This is a genomic window from Pseudomonas khorasanensis, from assembly GCF_014268505.2.
Lineage (GTDB): Bacteria > Pseudomonadota > Gammaproteobacteria > Pseudomonadales > Pseudomonadaceae > Aquipseudomonas > Aquipseudomonas khorasanensis.
This window is the reverse complement of the sequence record NZ_JABWQP020000004.1, coordinates 323,676-339,060: the sequence shown is the minus strand read 5'-3', so window position 1 is coordinate 339,060 and position 15,385 is coordinate 323,676. Positions and strand designations below refer to the sequence as shown.

Genomic DNA, 15,385 nt, shown 5'->3' with positions numbered 1-15,385 from the left:
AGTGCCGAGCGCTACCTCCGTTAATGAAAAAGAGTGTAGACGCGGTCGGTCGAGACTGCTGGCGTCGCGCCATTCCTGTCACCACCGCCACTGTGGGAGCGAGCCTGCTCGCGAAAGCGTCGTGCCAGAGGATTCAATGCTGAATGACACACCGCCTTCGCGAGCAGGCTCGCTCCCACAGGGACGGTGCCCGCTTCAGAGCGGTTCAGCGCGGTGGATAGTTCGCCAGAATCCGCGCGACGGTTTCACGAATGGCCGTGCTGCGATCGGCCGGATTGGGTCGGCTGCTGAGCATCTGCTCATCGCTGCCGCGCCACACCAGCTTGCCGTCCTTGCCGTCGAGCAGGTCGATCTGAACGGTGGCGACCTTGTAGGTGATGTTGCGCGTTTCGTTGTACATCGGTGCGCCCCAGTAGCCATTCCACGGGCCACCCCAACCGCCGCCATAGTTGGTCGTCACTTGTTGTTGACGATCTTCGACGATCAGGTAGGTCTGCACGTTCAGGTCACCCTTTGCGCCGCCAGCGGCCGGGCGCAAACCGCGCTGGTCCAGTTGGTCGGAAACAGCCTGGCGGATGCGCTGTTCGGTCAGGTCACTCTTGATTCGCGGATCATCGGGGCGGTATTGCAGGGCCGGGTCTTTCCAGCTCCAGCTGCGATAGGCGGCAAAATCGCGGCTGGCATCGAAATCATGATTGACCTGGTTAGCGGCACAGGCGCTGAGCAGCGCGGTGAAAGCAAGTAGAGCGAGACGGCGGAACATGATTTTTCTCCGGTTGAAGACATGAACCTGCTGACGAAAAGTTAACTGGGAGGATACGCCGCCATGGCTTTTTCCACAGCTTCGCGAATCGCATCGGCGCGCTCGATCTGATTGCCCTGGGTGCCGGTTTCGGCGCTGGCGCTCCACACCGGCTGACCGTTGCCGGCATCGAACAGATCAACCCGAACCACCACAACCTGCTCCTGATAGGTGCGCATGACCGGCACCGTGTTGTACATGCCGTAACCGCGGCCATAACGATCATAGCCGCCGTAACTGCCGTGATAACCGTAGTCGTCGCGGACCTGACGCAGACGGGTTTCCAGACGCAGATCGGCGCTGACCAGCAGGTCGGCCGGGCGGTTGTCGCGCATCGGGCGCAAGCCACGCTGATCGAGGGCGTTGCTCACCGCTTCGGCCACCTGCGCCGAGTCGGCCCATGCCGTGCCCGGTGGCAACTGCCCGTTGCGCCAGGCCCAATTGCGGTAGCGCCCATAATCACGCGGCGCCGCCGGGTAGGCGCTGCGGTCGAACGTGGTGGCGGCTTGCGGCGGTGCCGGTGGCAAGGGTCGCGACTGCGCCACGTAAGGGTTGCTGCCCTGACAAGCGGCCAACCCCAGACACATCAGCAATAACCCGCAGTGAGCTTTCATGTCGTGCTCCGATCAGATCGGCCGGCAGATCCAGTGCAAATAACGCCCAAGCCCGGCGAAGCCTGGGTGACGACGGTGCGCAAGTTCCATTTCCAGCAGGTCCGCCAGTTCGGCGCGGGCCTGGAATTCCACCGGCATGTAATCGTGAAAAACCCGCACGCCACTTTGGCTTTCGACCTGCCACAGACCGGCGAGTTGCGTTGCCAATTCCCGTGGGTCGAGGGGCTGCTGCGGAGTCAGGCTCTGCTTTTCGCCAGCCATGACGTTTTTGCGCATTTTCTTGAAATGACCCTTGAGCAGATTGCGGTAAATCAATGCGTCGCGGTTGTAGAACGCCAGCGACAGCCAGCCACCGGGCCTGGTCAACTGGTGCAGCACCGGCAGGATGGCGTGGGGTTCGGCGAGCCATTCCAGCACGGCGTGGCAGATCACCAGATCGTACGGTTCGGTGAGCTGACCAAGCAGCTCCTGCCATGGCGCCTGAATGAACGTCGCGGTTTGCCCGGCGTCGGCGAAACGCTGACGCGCGCCCTCAAGCATCGGCTCGGCCGGCTCGGTGAAAGTGACGTCATGGCCGCGTTCGGCCAGCCACAGCGACATATGGCCCAGGCCGCCGCCGATATCCAGCACCCGCAGCGGACGATCCGGCAAAGCCTCGGCCAGATCGGCCTGTAACACGGCGAGGCGAATCGCCCCTTTGGCGCCGCCGTAGATTTTCTCCGCGAAGCGCGTGGCCAACTGATCGAAATGACGGTCGCTCATCAGCTGAACCGCCGTTCGCTGTCCGCCAGCTTGCTGCGCACCACTTCATTCATGTCCAGCCCCAGCTCGCTGCACAGCAGCAACAGATACAAAACGATATCGCCGACTTCCTGCCCTGCGTGCGCGAGTTTGTCCGCCGGCAACTGGCGCGACTGGTCTTCCGTCAACCATTGGAAAATCTCCACCAGCTCGGCCATTTCGACGCTGGCGGCCATGGCAAGGTTTTTCGGGCTATGAAATTGCCGCCAGTCATTGCGGTCACGAATGGTGTGCAGGCGTTCGGTCAGTTCAACAAGGTTCATCGGGCTCTCCTGAAGGCGCATAGCTTCGGGGGGATGCGGGCTGAAGGCAAGGCCCGCTGGTGAACTAACGTGGGAGCGAGCCTGCTCGCGAAGGCGGCGGATCATCCGGATCTGATTTGACTGACGCAGCGCGCTCGCGAGCAGGCTCGCTTCCACAGAGGTCGAGCAAAACCACTATCATGCAGGGAACTCGGCCACCCTCGTTGTGGCCCAAGGCTCAGCTCTTTCATCAGGGATGCACACATGCGTGTAGAAAGCTTTTTCGAATGGCTCGGTCAGGCGCTGGGTTCGGTCATCCGGTTTATCGTCGATGGCCTCAGCGGCCTGTTCAATATCCTGAGCAATGCCGGAGGCAATTTTGTCGAGGGCCTGTCCCGGACGCTGGGCATGGACACCTCGATCATCAGCATCATTGCGCTGATAGTCGGGCTGATGCTGTTGTGGTCGGCGATCCGGGCGTTCATGAATGCGTCGATCATTGCCGGGATCATCTGGCTGTTGCTGGGGCTGTGGTTGTTGAGCTGGATCATCCACTAACACCACTGCCCTCCTGTGGGAGCGAGCCCGATCGCGAATGGCCGGCATACTCGAACTCTTCGCCGAAGGTCGGTAAGTCTTCACGAGCAGGCTCGCTCCCACATTGAATGGCATGAATCGCTACAATCCCCGCTCCCCCAAGGAGCCCGAATGTCCACTCTGATCACCGACTGGCGCGACCGCCCGACTCACCGCAAGGTCTGGGCGCTCGCAGCCCCCATGATCCTGTCCAATATTTCCGTGCCGCTGGTGGCGCTGGTCGACAGCACCGTCATCGGCCACCTGCCCCATGCCCATCAACTGGGCGCGGTGGCGGTTGGCGCCAGCCTGTACACCTTTCTGGCCTGGGCCATGGGTTTTCTGCGCATGGGCACCACCGGTTTTGCCGCGCAGGCCGCCGGGCGCAGCGATGGCGCGGCGTTGCGCCAGATTCTGTTGCAGAGCCTGTTACTGGCGATGGGGCTGGCCATTGTGCTGGGCAGCCTAGGCGTGCCGCTCAGCGGCGTCGCGTTGCACTTCATGCAACCGTCGGCGGAGCTGGATCATCTGACCCGGGAGTTTTTCCATACCCGTTTGTTCGGCCTGCCCGCAGCGCTGGCAACGTATGCGCTGGTCGGCTGGTTCCTCGGTACGCAGAATGCCCGGGCGCCCTTGGCGATTCTGCTGACCACCAATCTGATCAACATTGTGCTCAACCTGTGGTTCGTTATCGGCCTGGACTGGGGCGTGACCGGTTCCGCGCGCGCTTCGGTGATCGCCGAATGGAGCGGCGCCCTGCTCGGCCTGTTACTGACGCGCACGGCATTGCGCGCTTATCCCGGGCGCATCATCTGGTCGGCGCTCAAGCGCTGGCACAGCTGGCGCCCGCTGCTGGCCGTCAACCGTGACATCTTCATCCGCAGCCTCGCCCTGCAATCGGTGTTCTTCCTGATCACCGTGCAAGGTGCGCGTCTGGGCGATGCGACGGTGGCGGCCAACGCGCTGCTGCTCAATGGCCTGCTGCTGACCGCCCATGCGCTGGACGGCCTGGCCCACGCTGTTGAAGCCTTGTGCGGCCATGCCATCGGCGCGCGGGATCGCCTCGCGCTGCGACGTTCATTGGTGGTGGCTGGCGGCTGGTCACTGATCGCCAGCCTTGGATTCGCCGTATTGTTTCTGCTCGCCGGCCACCTGTTCATTCAGATGCAGACCGACATCCAGAGTGTGCGCGAGACGGCATTCGTCTACCTGCCGTACCTCGCCGTACTGCCGCTGATTGCGGTCTGGAGTTATCTGCTCGACGGCCTGTTCATTGGCGCCACCCGCGCGCGCGAAATGCGCAACGGCATGCTGTTGACGGTGCTGCTGTTGCTGCCCTTCGCCTGGTTCTTGCAGGGCCTGGGCAACCATGGCCTGTGGATATCGTTCCTGCTGTTCATGGTCTTGCGCAGCGTGACCCTCGGCGCGCAAGCCTTGTGGCTGAAACGCAGCGATGGCTGGTTCAACGGCAAGGCTCACTAGTCACACAGTGTTTGCGCGACGTCAGCCGGGCGCGCCCCACTGGCGACGCAGATGGTCGAGCCGCTCCTGCTGCGTCAGACCGGCCGGCGGCGCCACCAGCGCGGCGCGTGGATGAAGCAGGCGCAACCACAGCCAGCCATCGAGCACAGCACGATCATTGAAGCCCAGCGCCAGACCTTGTTGCACATGCGCACACATCGTCTGGTAGTCGGCGTTCAGCGACTGGCACCAGCGCCAGATGTGCTGCTCCAGCAAGCAGGTTTGCAGGCGTTCGCGCTGACGCCGCGTCAGGCTTTCTTCGATACCCAGTGGCTCGACAGCCAGACCGGGGTTGCGCAGTTGCTGCCAACCCTGGCTGCCAATGGCGCGGTCGGCCCAAGTGCCGCCAAACCATCGCAGCTGGCGGATCGGTCCGAGCCAGCGACTCAGTTGCGCGGCGTCACAAGCGTCGAAGAAGTAGCTGGCGGTCTGGCGGTTGTAATAGCTGAGCAAGGCCCGATGGTTCAATCCGAAGGAGACGGTGAGCATGCGCTGCAAGTGCCTGAGCAACGGCGCAACCGGTATTTCGCAATTCAGCAACAGGCCACGCCAGGTGTCCGGGTCGCGCAGGCACACCGCGGTCAGTGCCGGGCTGTCGCGCAGATCGACCAGCACCGGGCCGTGCTCACTGACCGGCTGAAATTCAGTGCCGTCGAACAACCGGTGCCGTGCCACACCGGCAAACCCCTGACGCAGGGTCAGCAAGGCTCGTGACGCCTCCGGAGTATCGAGCAACAGCCATTGCGCCATGGGCTCAAGCGCCGCGCCGCTCATCTTGCGCTGCTCTGATCGAGGGCAGTGAGCAGCCGGCAACTGCACACGGATTCAGCACAATGGTTGAAGCTGCCGCCGCCCGGCATCAGGCACAGCAGCAACAAAGGCTCGCCAGACTGCAGCAATTGTTGCAGCCCATCACTCATCAATCGCTCCGGCAGCAGTGACGGCGGGTCACCCTCAGCCGCATCCTCTGGCAGCACGCAAGCCTGAAGCACGCCACTGACTATCGGTTGATCAGGATCGCCTTCGAGAAAACTCACCACCACCTCCACACCATCGGCCAGTGTCGCCGAGCGCAACTCGCTCAGATTTGGCGCGAGCGGCAGCCAGCAATGACTCGGCGCTGCGCCTTCGCCTTGATAAAGCCAGTCGAATTGCACCGCGACCGGCCGTGATCGATCCGGCTGCGCTTCATCGACAGAAACTACCCAGGCCCGTTGCAGGCTGTGCATGCGCTGCTTGGGTCGGGTAGAACCGGGCGCACAGGCCGGGACCTGCGCAGCAGCGAACAGTCGGTTGCTGTAAGGCGGTTCGAGAGACTGATCGGCGCGGTGCTCGATGCGGGTCAACAACCATGGCCGGTTACATTCGAGGAAGGCATGGCCGTCCAGCGGCAACCATTGGCCGCTGCGCAAAGCTGCCAAGTCGCTGTGTCCTTCGGCATGGGGCCCTCGTCGGCTGGAGTGCACGTCTTCATGCAGTTGCCATTGACGCACGGCTGGAGTGACGCAACGCCGGTCTTGTTCCCCCTGGAACTGTGCGACATCCGCTTGAGGCATTCTCGTCGGATCGTCACCGAATACCAGGCAATGTCTGTCGCGGTGATGCTCGAAGTAATAGTGGATGCGGGCCTCTGCGCACAGGCGCTGGAGCAGTTGCAGATCAGACTCGCGGTACTGCGTGCAAAAAGTGCGGGCCGGGTAGTCGCCGTGCAGGTCGAAACGCCGTTGCGGGCCGACGATGCCATGCTCGCGAAGGACCTGCTCAATGATCTGCGGGACAGAGCGACCGCTGAATATGCGTTGGCTGAAGCGCAGGTCGAGGCAGCCGAGCTTCGGTTCAAAACGCACGCGGATCAAGCGCTGGCCGTGGCCGTGCTCGTGCTGAACAAGGCTCTGCAGTTGCCCGTGCACGCCTTGGCCAGCAGGGCCGAAACACAGAAAGGCCGAACGGTGCAGCAGGCCGGCGAGATCCAGATGAGGATCATCAATCACGACATCGATCTCGAAGGTAAAGGGTTCGCTGAGCGCTTCCCTTCCGGTAAAGGCCAGAACTTCGAAGGGGTCGGACAGACCCGCTACATCGAGACGAAACGACGACTCGTTGACTGGATCGAACATGGGCGGATCTCTACAGGAGGGGCGGCCGGGGATTCTCGCCGAGAGGCATGGCCGAGTAGAGAGGTGAAGTACAACTTAGGAAATGACCTACGTGAAAAGCAGACCGGAGGAGTTTGCTGACCGTGACAGCCAAGGATTTCCTGAAAAAAAGAGGAGATGTCCTACCGGGTTGCCCGAACTTTCCACAACTTGCAGGAAGAATTCGGACAACCCGGCCGGAGCGCTATCAGGTCTCAGGAAGACAGATAGGAGGAGCGGGTCAAGCCCAGACGCAAGGCATCGAGGAACTGCGTGCGCTCGCTGGCACTGATGCGGGCACTGGCGCACTTGTCGCGGTAGTGGGTCATCAGTTCTTCCGGCGACAAGTGCACGTAACGCAGCATGTCTTCGATGGTGTCGTGGGTTTCGATGCCGGCGTGGTACACGCTGCCGTCGGCGTTCTGGTAGATGTTCACCGAATCGGTGTCACCGAACAGGTTGTGCATGTCGCCAAGGATTTCCTGATAGGCGCCGACCAGGAACACGCCCAGCAAGTAATCTTCGCCTTCATTCAAACCGTGGACCGGCAGACTGGTTTCGATGCTCTGCTCGTCGACGTACTGGTTGATCTTGCCATCGGAGTCGCAGGTCAGGTCCTGCAGCACCGCGCGTCGCAGCGGCTCTTCGTCGAGACGGTGCAGCGGGATGATCGGCAACACCTGATCAATCGCCCAGGTATCCGGCAGGCTCTGGAACACCGAGAAGTTGCAGATGTATTTGTCGGCCAGCTTGTCGTTGAGCTCGTCGAGCACCTGGCGGTGCGAACGCTGACGTGCTTTCAGCGAGTTGTGCAAGCGACGGCAGACAGCGAAGTAGCACTGCTCGGCCAGGGCTTTTTCCGCCAGGGTCAGTTTGCCGTCGGCGTATTGCGCCGCCACGTCGCTCATGTAATGCGTGGCGCGCCAGTAGGTTTCGGTGACCATTTCGATGTCGGTCGGGCCGAGCAGGTCAACCAGCCATTGCACGGTTTCCGGCAGGCTTTCCTTGTTTTCGATCAGCGGGATTTCGTCGTTGTGTTTCTCGACGTCGGTCACCTGCACCACCAGCATCGCGTGGTGCGCGGTCAACGAGCGGCCGCTTTCGGAGAAAATGTGCGGATGCGGCAGACTCTGCGCGTCGCAGAATTCCTTGAGCATGCCGACCACGACACCGGCGTAATCGTCCATGTCGTAGTTGATCGAACTGGCGTTGCGCGAATGCGTACCGTCGTAGTCCACGCCCAGGCCACCGCCGACGTCAATGTGATCGACCGGCAGACCGAGGTTACGCAACTCGCCGTAGTAACGGATCGCTTCTTTGAAGCCGTGCTGATAGTCAGCAAGGTTGGCAATCTGCGAACCCATGTGGAAGTGCAGCAAGCGAATACCCTGATCCAGACCGGCGCCACGGAAACGCTCGACCACCGACAGCAACTGTGCCGCCGACAAACCGAATTTGGATTTCTCGCCACCGGTGTCCGCCCACTTCGAGGAGGCCAGCGACGACAGACGCACGCGCAAACCGACCTGCGGCTTGACCTTCAGCGAAGCGGCTTCTTCGATCACCAGCGCCACTTCGGATTCTTTCTCGATGACGATGAACACGTTGTGGCCGAGCTTCTGGCCCATCAGCGCCAGACGAATGAACTCGCGGTCCTTGTAACCGTTGCAGACGATGGTGCCGCCCTTCGGCGCCAATGCCAGCACGGCCAGCAGCTCAGGCTTGGAGCCGGCTTCCAGACCGATGGAAACATCTTTGGTGGCGATGATGTTTTCGATCACCGCTTCTTGCTGGTTGACCTTGATCGGGTACAGCGCGGTGTATTTGCTCTGGTATTCCAGGCGTTCGATGTTGGAATCGAAGGCGCCGGTCAACTGACGGACACGGTCTTGCAGGATGTCGGGGAAACGAACCAGCAACGGCAAGGACAAACCGCTCTTGCGCAGTTGATCCACTTGCTCGAACAGATCGATAGGCGAGCTGTTCGGGCCGTTCGGACGAACTTCGACGCGACCGGCTTCATTGATCGCGAAATACCCGGCCCCCCAATGGCGGATCCCGTAAACGCTGCGGCTGTCCGCAACTGTCCATTGGCTGCCATCGTCTTTACGTGTGCGTCGTACGGACATCGAAGTCCCCTATAAAGAAGTCATAGTGCGTCGCCTGTTACTCAGGCCGGCGCAGTCTAAAGAATGAAAATGACGGTTCGTCAGTGCGGCGGTAGACCGCACTGACTGCGTGGAGTTTAGAAACCGGTCATGAACAGGCTCTGTGAAAACCATGGCGACGATGCCGGATTTGAGATCACTCGAAGCCGGATCAAGCCGCCGGTGGGTTTCACAGAGGCTGCTAGCCGCCGGACTTCTTTGCTTTGAAACCGTGCCTGATCAGCTCCGCCAGGAGCAGCTCGACGTGATCGCCCTGGATTTCGATGATGCCGTCCTTCAGCGCCCCGCCAGTGCCACAACGTTTCTTCAACGTCGTCGCCAGCTCCTTGAGCGCGTCTTCGGCCAGGGGCACGCCGGTGATGGTCGTCACCGTCTTGCCGCCACGCCCTTTGCTTTCACGACGCACGCGGGCAATGCCGTCACCGGCCGGGATCAAGGTTTGTTTGCAGATACAGGCGTCCACCGGTTTGCTGCATTCCGGGCAATGACGACCTGCGTCGGTGGAAAATACCAGGCCGCCCAGGGCGGCGAAGGATGCGGCTTTTTTGGCCACCGGCAATCCTCTCGGGAGGACAAAGACTGATCGCAACCTTGGGCAAGGTCAGCGACCGCGAAACCCCACTCAGGCAGGGGCAGCGCTACTGCACCGACGCTTCCGGGGAAGCAGGTCGGTGCAGTTTGAAAAGGTCGCGCAGTGTAACGACAAAAAACCCGATTGCTAAGTGCCAATCGGCGCCAATTTATGTGTTCTTTGCGACGTCGCTTTGCTGCGCCTTGAGATAGCGCTTTAAAGCGGCCAGAGAGTCCGGGCAATATGGCTTTTCGGTGATTTCGCGCATGACCTGTTCGACGGGAATGAATCGCGCCTCGAGGACTTCTTCCGGCTGCAGTTTCAGCGGGCCGTCCCACACGGCGGAAAACGCTGAGCACCAGAGACGGTTGCCGGTGTCTTCGAAGTAAAAATGGTCGTGAGCGGTCAGCTTCACGCCGCTCACGCCCAGCTCTTCTTCCAGCTCACGCGCCGCCGACTCGGCATAGGTTTCGTCAGCCTGCACCATGCCGCCTGCGGCGACATCCCAGTAACCGGGGTAAATCGCCTTGCTCAAGGTACGCCGGTGGACGCAAAGCTCACCGGCAGAGTTGAACAGCATGATGTAAGTGCCACGGCCGATCAGCCCGCGGTCGCGAAGATCAGAGCGCACCAGGACGCCGAGCAGGTTGTCCTGCTCGTCGACCCAGGCGATCTGTTCGGCATCCGACGCGGCGCGGTGCTCGGCCTCTCTGGCTTGTTGGTCCATGCTTCAGCCCTGATTGAGCAACTGGCGCAAATCGATCACGGCAGCGTTAGCCCGGGAAATATAGTTGGCCATGACCAGCGAGTGGTTCGCCAGAACGCCGAAACCGCTGCCATTGAGAATCATCGGGCTCCAGACCGGCTCCTGCGAAGCCTCCAGTTCACGGATGATCTGGCGCACGCTGACCGTCGCGTTTTTCTTCGCCAGTACATCCGCGAAGTCGACTTCAATGGCGCGCAGCAGATGCGACAGCGCCCAGGCCTGACCGCGTGCTTCGTAGAACACGTTGTCGATCTGCATCCATGGGGTTTCAACCACTTCTTCGTCAACCTGCGGCACTTCGCCGACCGCTGGAACCTCGGTCTTCAGCGCGGTGTTGAGCTTGACCCGACCGACACTGGCCGACAGTCGTTGCGACAGCGAACCGAGACGGGTGCCGACGTCGCCCAGCCAGTTGTTCAGGTTGTCGGCGCGTGCGTAGAACAGAGCGTTTTTCTGATTGGGATCAGACAGGCGCGATTGATAACGGCTCAGGGAATTGATGCCTTCCTGATACTCCGACTCGCTGGAAGGCAGCACCCAGCTCTTGTTGTCGAAGTTGAAACGCGGTTCGGCCTTGGCGAGATCGGCGTCTTCGGCCGACTGCGATTGCGAACGGGCGAAATCTTTGCGCAGCGCACGGGTCAGGTCACGCACCTGTACCAACACGCCATATTCCCAGCTCGGCGTGTTATCCATCCACAGGCCCGGCGGGAATCGATCGTTGGAGATATAACCGCCGGGCTTGTTGAGCAAGGTGCCGGCAACGGTCTTGAGGGTTTCGACCGTGGTGTAACCGACCACCATCTGCTTGCCTTCTTTCTCGGCCGCCACTTGAGCGTTTTGCGCCACGGGAAACAGTTCCGGCTCCTGGCTCCAGTACCAGCCCAGGGCAATGGTCACCAGCAGATAAAGGCCGACCAGCGTGGCCAGCGCGCGGCTGAACAGCAATCCACCCACATAACTGCGGGTGGCCGACTTGGGCTCGGCGGCGCGTTCAGGCGCGCTGCCCGCGCGGTTTTTCCAGTCCAGCATGGCGATATCCTTTCAATCACTTGGGTTCAACGGTTCGACCACAACCATACAACAACGTGCCAAGGCCTGGCACCCGCCGGCAACGATAAGCCGCAAATCATTTGAGCCAATGACGCTCGCGGCGATCTAGGGGTTTCCCTGATGCGAGCATCGACGCCCGTTGAAAGAAAACAACATTAGCTGATACACCTGACTCCGTTGAAAACGCCGACGGTCCCGAGGCTCTCCTTACCCATAACTGCAACAACAACGGGCGTTCAAGCGTTGCGCGCGGGGTCACACCAGACCGCCCGGTCAGAAACTGAATCGTGTCGCCCAGCAGATTATTGACGTACGACACTCGTCTAAGGGAAAAGAGGTGCTAGCATAGAGCCACCAGTCGATCTCAGCATGCACCCTAACTAGTAGTCAGGATATGACCGAGCCAGAAGACCCCAGCCGTGAGCGTCTCAAGCACCACTTTGCCCAGCGGGTAATTCATCAGGCCCGTCAGATTCTTGAGATATGGCAGCGCCTGCAACGCAGTGAGTGGTCCACCGTGGATCTCGCCGAACTGAGCGAGGCGAATCTGCGCCTGCTGCGTTTCGCCGAGCGTTTCGAACAGCCGGAACACACGCAGCTGGCGCACCACATCAGCCAGTCGCTGCAAGCGGTGGACGCCAACCGCGGGCGCCTGAGCAGCGGCCTTATCACCGAGCTCAACCGTTTGATGCAGCGTTTGTCGCGCACCGGCCTGCGCCACGGCGACCAGCTCGACCAGACCTTCCTCCCGCCGCTGCGCAAACCGATTTATGTGATGTTGCAGGATCACGACCGCGGCGAACGACTGGCCAAGCAACTGGAGTTTTTCGGGTTGAGCGCTCAGGCACTGGACAGCGTTGCGGCATTTCGTTCATCGATGGTCGAGCGCCTGCCCGCCGCCATTGTCATGGACGTGGATTTCAGCGGCCCGGGGATCGGCCTCCAACTCGCCGCCCAGGCCCAGGTCGGTCTGGAAGAGCCCCTGCCGCTGCTGTTCTTCAGCCTGCACGAAACCGACACGCCGACCCGTCTCGCCGCCGTACGCGCTGGCGGCCAGGAATTCCTCACCGGCACCCTCGAAGCGTCGAGCCTGCTGGAGAAGATCGAAGTGCTGACCTGTGTCGCCCAGTACGAGCCTTATAAAGTGCTGATCATCGACGACTCGCGCGCCCAGGCCTTGCACACCGAGCGTCTGCTCAACAGCGCCGGGATCGTCACCCGCACCTTGATCGAGCCGATCCAGGCAATGGCCGAGCTGGCAGATTTTCAGCCGGACTTGATCATTCTCGACATGTACATGCCGGCCTGCACGGGCACCGAGCTGGCCAAGGTAATCCGTCACAACGACCGCTACGTCAGCGTGCCGATCATTTACCTGTCGGCCGAGGACGATCTGGACAAGCAACTCGACGCCATGAGCGAGGGCGGCGATGACTTTCTGACCAAGCCGATCAAGCCCCGGCACCTGATCACCACCGTGCGTAACCGTGCGGCGCGGGCGCGCAATCTCAAAGCGCGAATGGTTCGCGACAGCCTCACCGGCCTGTACAACCACACACACATCCTGCAATTGCTCGAGGATTGCTCCTTCCGCGCCCGCCGCGAGAGCAAGCCGCTGAGCTTTGCGATGCTTGATATCGATCACTTCAAACGGGTCAACGACAGCCACGGCCATCCGATGGGCGATCGCGTGATCAAGAGCCTGGCGCTGTTTCTCAAACAGCGTTTGCGCAAGACCGATTTCATTGGCCGTTACGGCGGCGAAGAGTTCGCCATCGTCATGCCGGACACGGACATCGACTCGGCGCACAAAGTGCTCGACGAGATTCGCCAGCGTTTCGCCGAAATTCATTACCCGGCGCAGCCACAGGATCTGTGGTGCACGTTCAGCGCCGGAGTGGTGGAGATGAGCGACGATTCCGACAGCCTGATGATGGCCAGCCAGGCCGACGAGGCGCTGTACCGAGCCAAAGGGGCCGGGCGAAATCGTGTGCAGGCCGCGCGACACTCAAAGCAAAGTGCCACTTTTTCATCGGAATCCACTGATTCGGTCATAACCCTGTAACAGAACCGCAATAAATTCAGGCGCTTACCATTTCTGCCGTTGGTAGCCGTCATGCGCCTGAAGTTGCTCACCAATCTCAACACTTTGCTGCTGGTCGCCGTCTGTGTGGCCCTCGGCGCGACGCTGTGGTGGTCGCAAAAAGCCCTCGAACGCCCCTATTTGTTAATGGAGCGATACCTGGGGCTGTCGCAACAATTCCAGAACGACGTCGCGCGCAATATCGAGGACTACCTCGCCAGCGGCGACGCGTTGCGCTTGAGCAGCGCCACTCAGGCCATCGAAAGCGTACAGAAGCAACTGGACGAGTTGCCCCAGGCTTTGGCCGACACGCTGCGCCCGAGCCTGTCGGGTCTGGAGCAATTCAGCAAAACCGATCTGCTCGCCGCAGGTAAATTGGCGGGCGATCCGCAAGCGTTGTTGTTGCAAGCCGAACGCGAATTGGGCGCCAGCCTCGATCAGCTCAGCATTTACGCCAATTGTAATGCAGCGTATCTGACGCCGCTGCTTGTCGCGTCGCAGCATTTGGGCAAACTGTCGCTGGCCCGGGAAAAACTGGTCAGCAGCGGACGCAGTGAACTGGCCGCCGACGTCGAGCGCGAGGTGAGCAACATGCGCACTCAGGCGCAGGCAATCGATGCCCTGCCCTTGCTCGGCGTGGTCGCGAGCAGCGAGTCGAACAGCGACGATTTCGCCGCGATGATGGGCATCGAGAACACTGAAAAAGCCGCCGCCGAGGACGCCGGCGTCGGTCTCAAGCGCGAACTGAACAGCTTGCTGGGCCGCTATCCGGCGGAACTGGCGCGCACCCGCGATCAGATCCAGAAGCGCGCCAGCCTAAGCGCTGCCGCTTACGAAAAAATTGCCACCGTGCAACAAGCCATCGCCGGCCTGGAACCGGTGGTGCGAGCCCAGCACGGGCAGATCCAAAGCGAAGTACGCCTGATGCAAGGCGTGATGATCGGCCTGATCCTGCTGATCGCTCTGCTGATCGATACCTTGCAGCGACGCCTGGCCCGAACCCTGACCCACCTTGCGCCTGCGCTGTCCACCTGGGCCGAGGGTGACTTCAGCCGCGACATTCAGCTGGGCAAGACCAACCGTGAACTGCATGACATTCAGTCTTCGCTCAATCGCCTGCGTGCCTACCTGGTGGATCTGGTCGGCACGATCCGCGGCAACGCCGAGCAAGTGGCGGGCAGCAGCCGCACCCTGGCTGAACTGAGCAACGAGCTGCACAGCGGCGCCGAGCATCAGGCCGGCGATACCGCTTTGATCCGCGACTCGCTCGGCGAGCTCGAGGCGACCATTCAGCAAGTCGCGGGCGATGCTCGTCAGGCGGCCGACGCCAGCCGCCACGCCGGGCTGGCCGTGGAGCATGGCCAGACTGTCATTGGCCAGAGCCTTACCGGACTGCATGCCCTGGTCGGCGAAGTCCAGAGCAACGCGCAGATGATCGAACACCTGGCTGAAGAGTCAGCGACTATCGGCGGTGTGCTGACGGTGATTCGCTCGATCGCCGACCAGACCAACCTGCTGGCCTTGAACGCCGCGATCGAAGCGGCCCGCGCCGGGGAAATGGGCCGTGGTTTTGCGGTGGTGGCCGAGGAAGTGCGCTCCCTGGCACAACGCACCGCCGGGGCCACCGCCGAAATTCAAACCTTGATCGCCGGCCTGCAGACCGCCGCCCGGCAATCGGTCGAAGGCATGCGCGCGCAAGTCGAACACGCCGAAGCCACGGCCAGTCAGGCCCAAGCGGCGGACGGTGCGCTGGACAAGATTGTCGGCGCGATCCAGACCATTTCAGACACGGCCATTCGCATCGCCGATGTCACCGCTCAGCAGAGCGGCGCCGTCAGCGAGATTCGCGACCACAGCGAGCGGATTCACCAATTGGGCGGGGATAACTTGCTGCGCATCGGTCAGGGGCGCGAACAGGGCGAAAACCTGATGATACTCGGCGGACAGTTGCACACAGCAGTTCAGGCCTTCCGCGTCTGACAACCCGCCTTCGCGAGCAGGCGAGCTCCCACCATCGAAATTGCAGTCACCTTGTGGGAGCGAGCCTGCTCGC

13 protein-coding genes and 1 pseudogene are annotated in these 15,385 nt (G+C 61.4%); 4 read left to right on the top strand and 10 right to left on the bottom strand.

Features of this window, described 5'->3' with window-relative positions:
• Positions 1-205: 205 nt before the first annotated feature.
• Genes HU727_RS12985 through HU727_RS12970 form a run of 4 tightly spaced genes read right to left on the bottom strand, consistent with a single transcriptional unit; the run spans position 206 to position 2,480 of the window.
• Entirely contained in the window at positions 206-763 is a 558-nt protein-coding gene (locus HU727_RS12985; RefSeq protein WP_186531567.1) for a DUF4136 domain-containing protein, read from the bottom strand.
• Between the two features lie 41 nt (positions 764-804).
• On the bottom strand, positions 805-1,416 hold the full coding sequence (locus HU727_RS12980; RefSeq protein ID WP_186531568.1) for a DUF4136 domain-containing protein: 612 nt from the start codon (positions 1,414-1,416) through the stop codon (positions 805-807).
• A 12-nt stretch (positions 1,417-1,428) separates the two neighbouring features.
• Positions 1,429-2,178: a methyltransferase gene (locus HU727_RS12975; protein WP_186531570.1), complete on the bottom strand. Its 750-nt coding sequence runs from the start codon at positions 2,176-2,178 to the stop codon at positions 1,429-1,431.
• Positions 2,178-2,480 (bottom strand): MazG-like family protein, encoded by a 303-nt coding sequence (locus HU727_RS12970; protein ID WP_186531571.1) that lies wholly within the window; start codon positions 2,478-2,480, stop codon positions 2,178-2,180. Before HU727_RS12970 ends, HU727_RS12975 begins: the two co-directional genes overlap by 1 nt.
• A gap of 243 nt (positions 2,481-2,723) precedes the next feature.
• On the opposite strand from HU727_RS12970, the gene HU727_RS12965 reads away from it, so the two are divergent.
• Positions 2,724-3,017: a hypothetical protein gene (locus HU727_RS12965; protein WP_186531572.1), complete on the top strand. Its 294-nt coding sequence runs from the start codon at positions 2,724-2,726 to the stop codon at positions 3,015-3,017.
• Positions 3,018-3,167: 150 nt separating this feature from the next.
• Positions 3,168-4,517, top strand: coding sequence for an MATE family efflux transporter (locus tag HU727_RS12960; protein ID WP_186531573.1), 1,350 nt, complete (start codon positions 3,168-3,170; stop codon positions 4,515-4,517).
• 21 nt (positions 4,518-4,538) lie between these two features.
• On the opposite strand, the gene HU727_RS12955 is transcribed toward HU727_RS12960, so the two are convergent.
• The 6 genes from HU727_RS12955 to HU727_RS12930 all read right to left on the bottom strand — a co-directional run bounded on the left by HU727_RS12955 (position 4,539) and on the right by HU727_RS12930 (position 11,228).
• Positions 4,539-5,330: a DUF4123 domain-containing protein gene (locus HU727_RS12955; RefSeq protein WP_186531574.1), complete on the bottom strand. Its 792-nt coding sequence runs from the start codon at positions 5,328-5,330 to the stop codon at positions 4,539-4,541.
• Positions 5,327-6,673 carry a type VI secretion system Vgr family protein gene (locus HU727_RS12950; protein ID WP_186531575.1) on the bottom strand — a complete coding sequence of 449 codons (1,347 nt, stop codon included), beginning with the start codon at positions 6,671-6,673 and terminating at the stop codon, positions 5,327-5,329. The genes HU727_RS12955 and HU727_RS12950 overlap by 4 nt, the downstream gene beginning before the upstream one ends.
• A gap of 233 nt (positions 6,674-6,906) precedes the next feature.
• Entirely contained in the window at positions 6,907-8,820 is a 1,914-nt protein-coding gene (speA, locus tag HU727_RS12945) for an arginine decarboxylase (protein ID WP_186531576.1), read from the bottom strand.
• Positions 8,821-9,040: 220 nt separating this feature from the next.
• Positions 9,041-9,412 (bottom strand): translation initiation factor Sui1, encoded by a 372-nt coding sequence (locus HU727_RS12940; RefSeq protein ID WP_186531578.1) that lies wholly within the window; start codon positions 9,410-9,412, stop codon positions 9,041-9,043.
• 187 nt (positions 9,413-9,599) lie between these two features.
• Positions 9,600-10,157 carry an NUDIX hydrolase gene (locus tag HU727_RS12935; RefSeq protein ID WP_186531579.1) on the bottom strand — a complete coding sequence of 186 codons (558 nt, stop codon included), beginning with the start codon at positions 10,155-10,157 and terminating at the stop codon, positions 9,600-9,602.
• Positions 10,158-10,160: 3 nt separating this feature from the next.
• On the bottom strand, positions 10,161-11,228 hold the full coding sequence (locus HU727_RS12930; protein WP_186531580.1) for a DUF2333 family protein: 1,068 nt from the start codon (positions 11,226-11,228) through the stop codon (positions 10,161-10,163).
• A 415-nt stretch (positions 11,229-11,643) separates the two neighbouring features.
• Between HU727_RS12930 and gcbA the strand changes: the two genes are divergently transcribed.
• Complete coding sequence (gene gcbA, locus HU727_RS12925) at positions 11,644-13,314, top strand: diguanylate cyclase GcbA (RefSeq protein ID WP_186531581.1); 1,671 nt, start codon at positions 11,644-11,646, stop codon at positions 13,312-13,314.
• A gap of 1,491 nt (positions 13,315-14,805) precedes the next feature.
• Positions 14,806-15,312, top strand: a pseudogene (locus tag HU727_RS26125) (methyl-accepting chemotaxis protein); the annotation flags it as partial.
• Between the last annotated feature and the right edge of the window lie 73 nt (positions 15,313-15,385).

Coding starts and splice junctions, on each gene's coding strand:
- HU727_RS12950 (WP_186531575.1), bottom strand. CDS start 6,673: ATGTTCGATCCAGTCAACGAGTCGTCGTTTCGTCTCGATGTAGCGGGT.
- HU727_RS12970 (WP_186531571.1), bottom strand. CDS start 2,480: ATGAACCTTGTTGAACTGACCGAACGCCTGCACACCATTCGTGACCGC.
- HU727_RS12980 (WP_186531568.1), bottom strand. CDS start 1,416: ATGAAAGCTCACTGCGGGTTATTGCTGATGTGTCTGGGGTTGGCCGCT.
- HU727_RS12965 (WP_186531572.1), top strand. CDS start 2,724: ATGCGTGTAGAAAGCTTTTTCGAATGGCTCGGTCAGGCGCTGGGTTCG.
- gcbA (WP_186531581.1), top strand. CDS start 11,644: ATGACCGAGCCAGAAGACCCCAGCCGTGAGCGTCTCAAGCACCACTTT.
- speA (WP_186531576.1), bottom strand. CDS start 8,820: ATGTCCGTACGACGCACACGTAAAGACGATGGCAGCCAATGGACAGTT.
- HU727_RS12975 (WP_186531570.1), bottom strand. CDS start 2,178: ATGAGCGACCGTCATTTCGATCAGTTGGCCACGCGCTTCGCGGAGAAA.
- HU727_RS12930 (WP_186531580.1), bottom strand. CDS start 11,228: ATGCTGGACTGGAAAAACCGCGCGGGCAGCGCGCCTGAACGCGCCGCC.
- HU727_RS12960 (WP_186531573.1), top strand. CDS start 3,168: ATGTCCACTCTGATCACCGACTGGCGCGACCGCCCGACTCACCGCAAG.
- HU727_RS12935 (WP_186531579.1), bottom strand. CDS start 10,157: ATGGACCAACAAGCCAGAGAGGCCGAGCACCGCGCCGCGTCGGATGCC.
- HU727_RS12985 (WP_186531567.1), bottom strand. CDS start 763: ATGTTCCGCCGTCTCGCTCTACTTGCTTTCACCGCGCTGCTCAGCGCC.
- HU727_RS12955 (WP_186531574.1), bottom strand. CDS start 5,330: ATGAGCGGCGCGGCGCTTGAGCCCATGGCGCAATGGCTGTTGCTCGAT.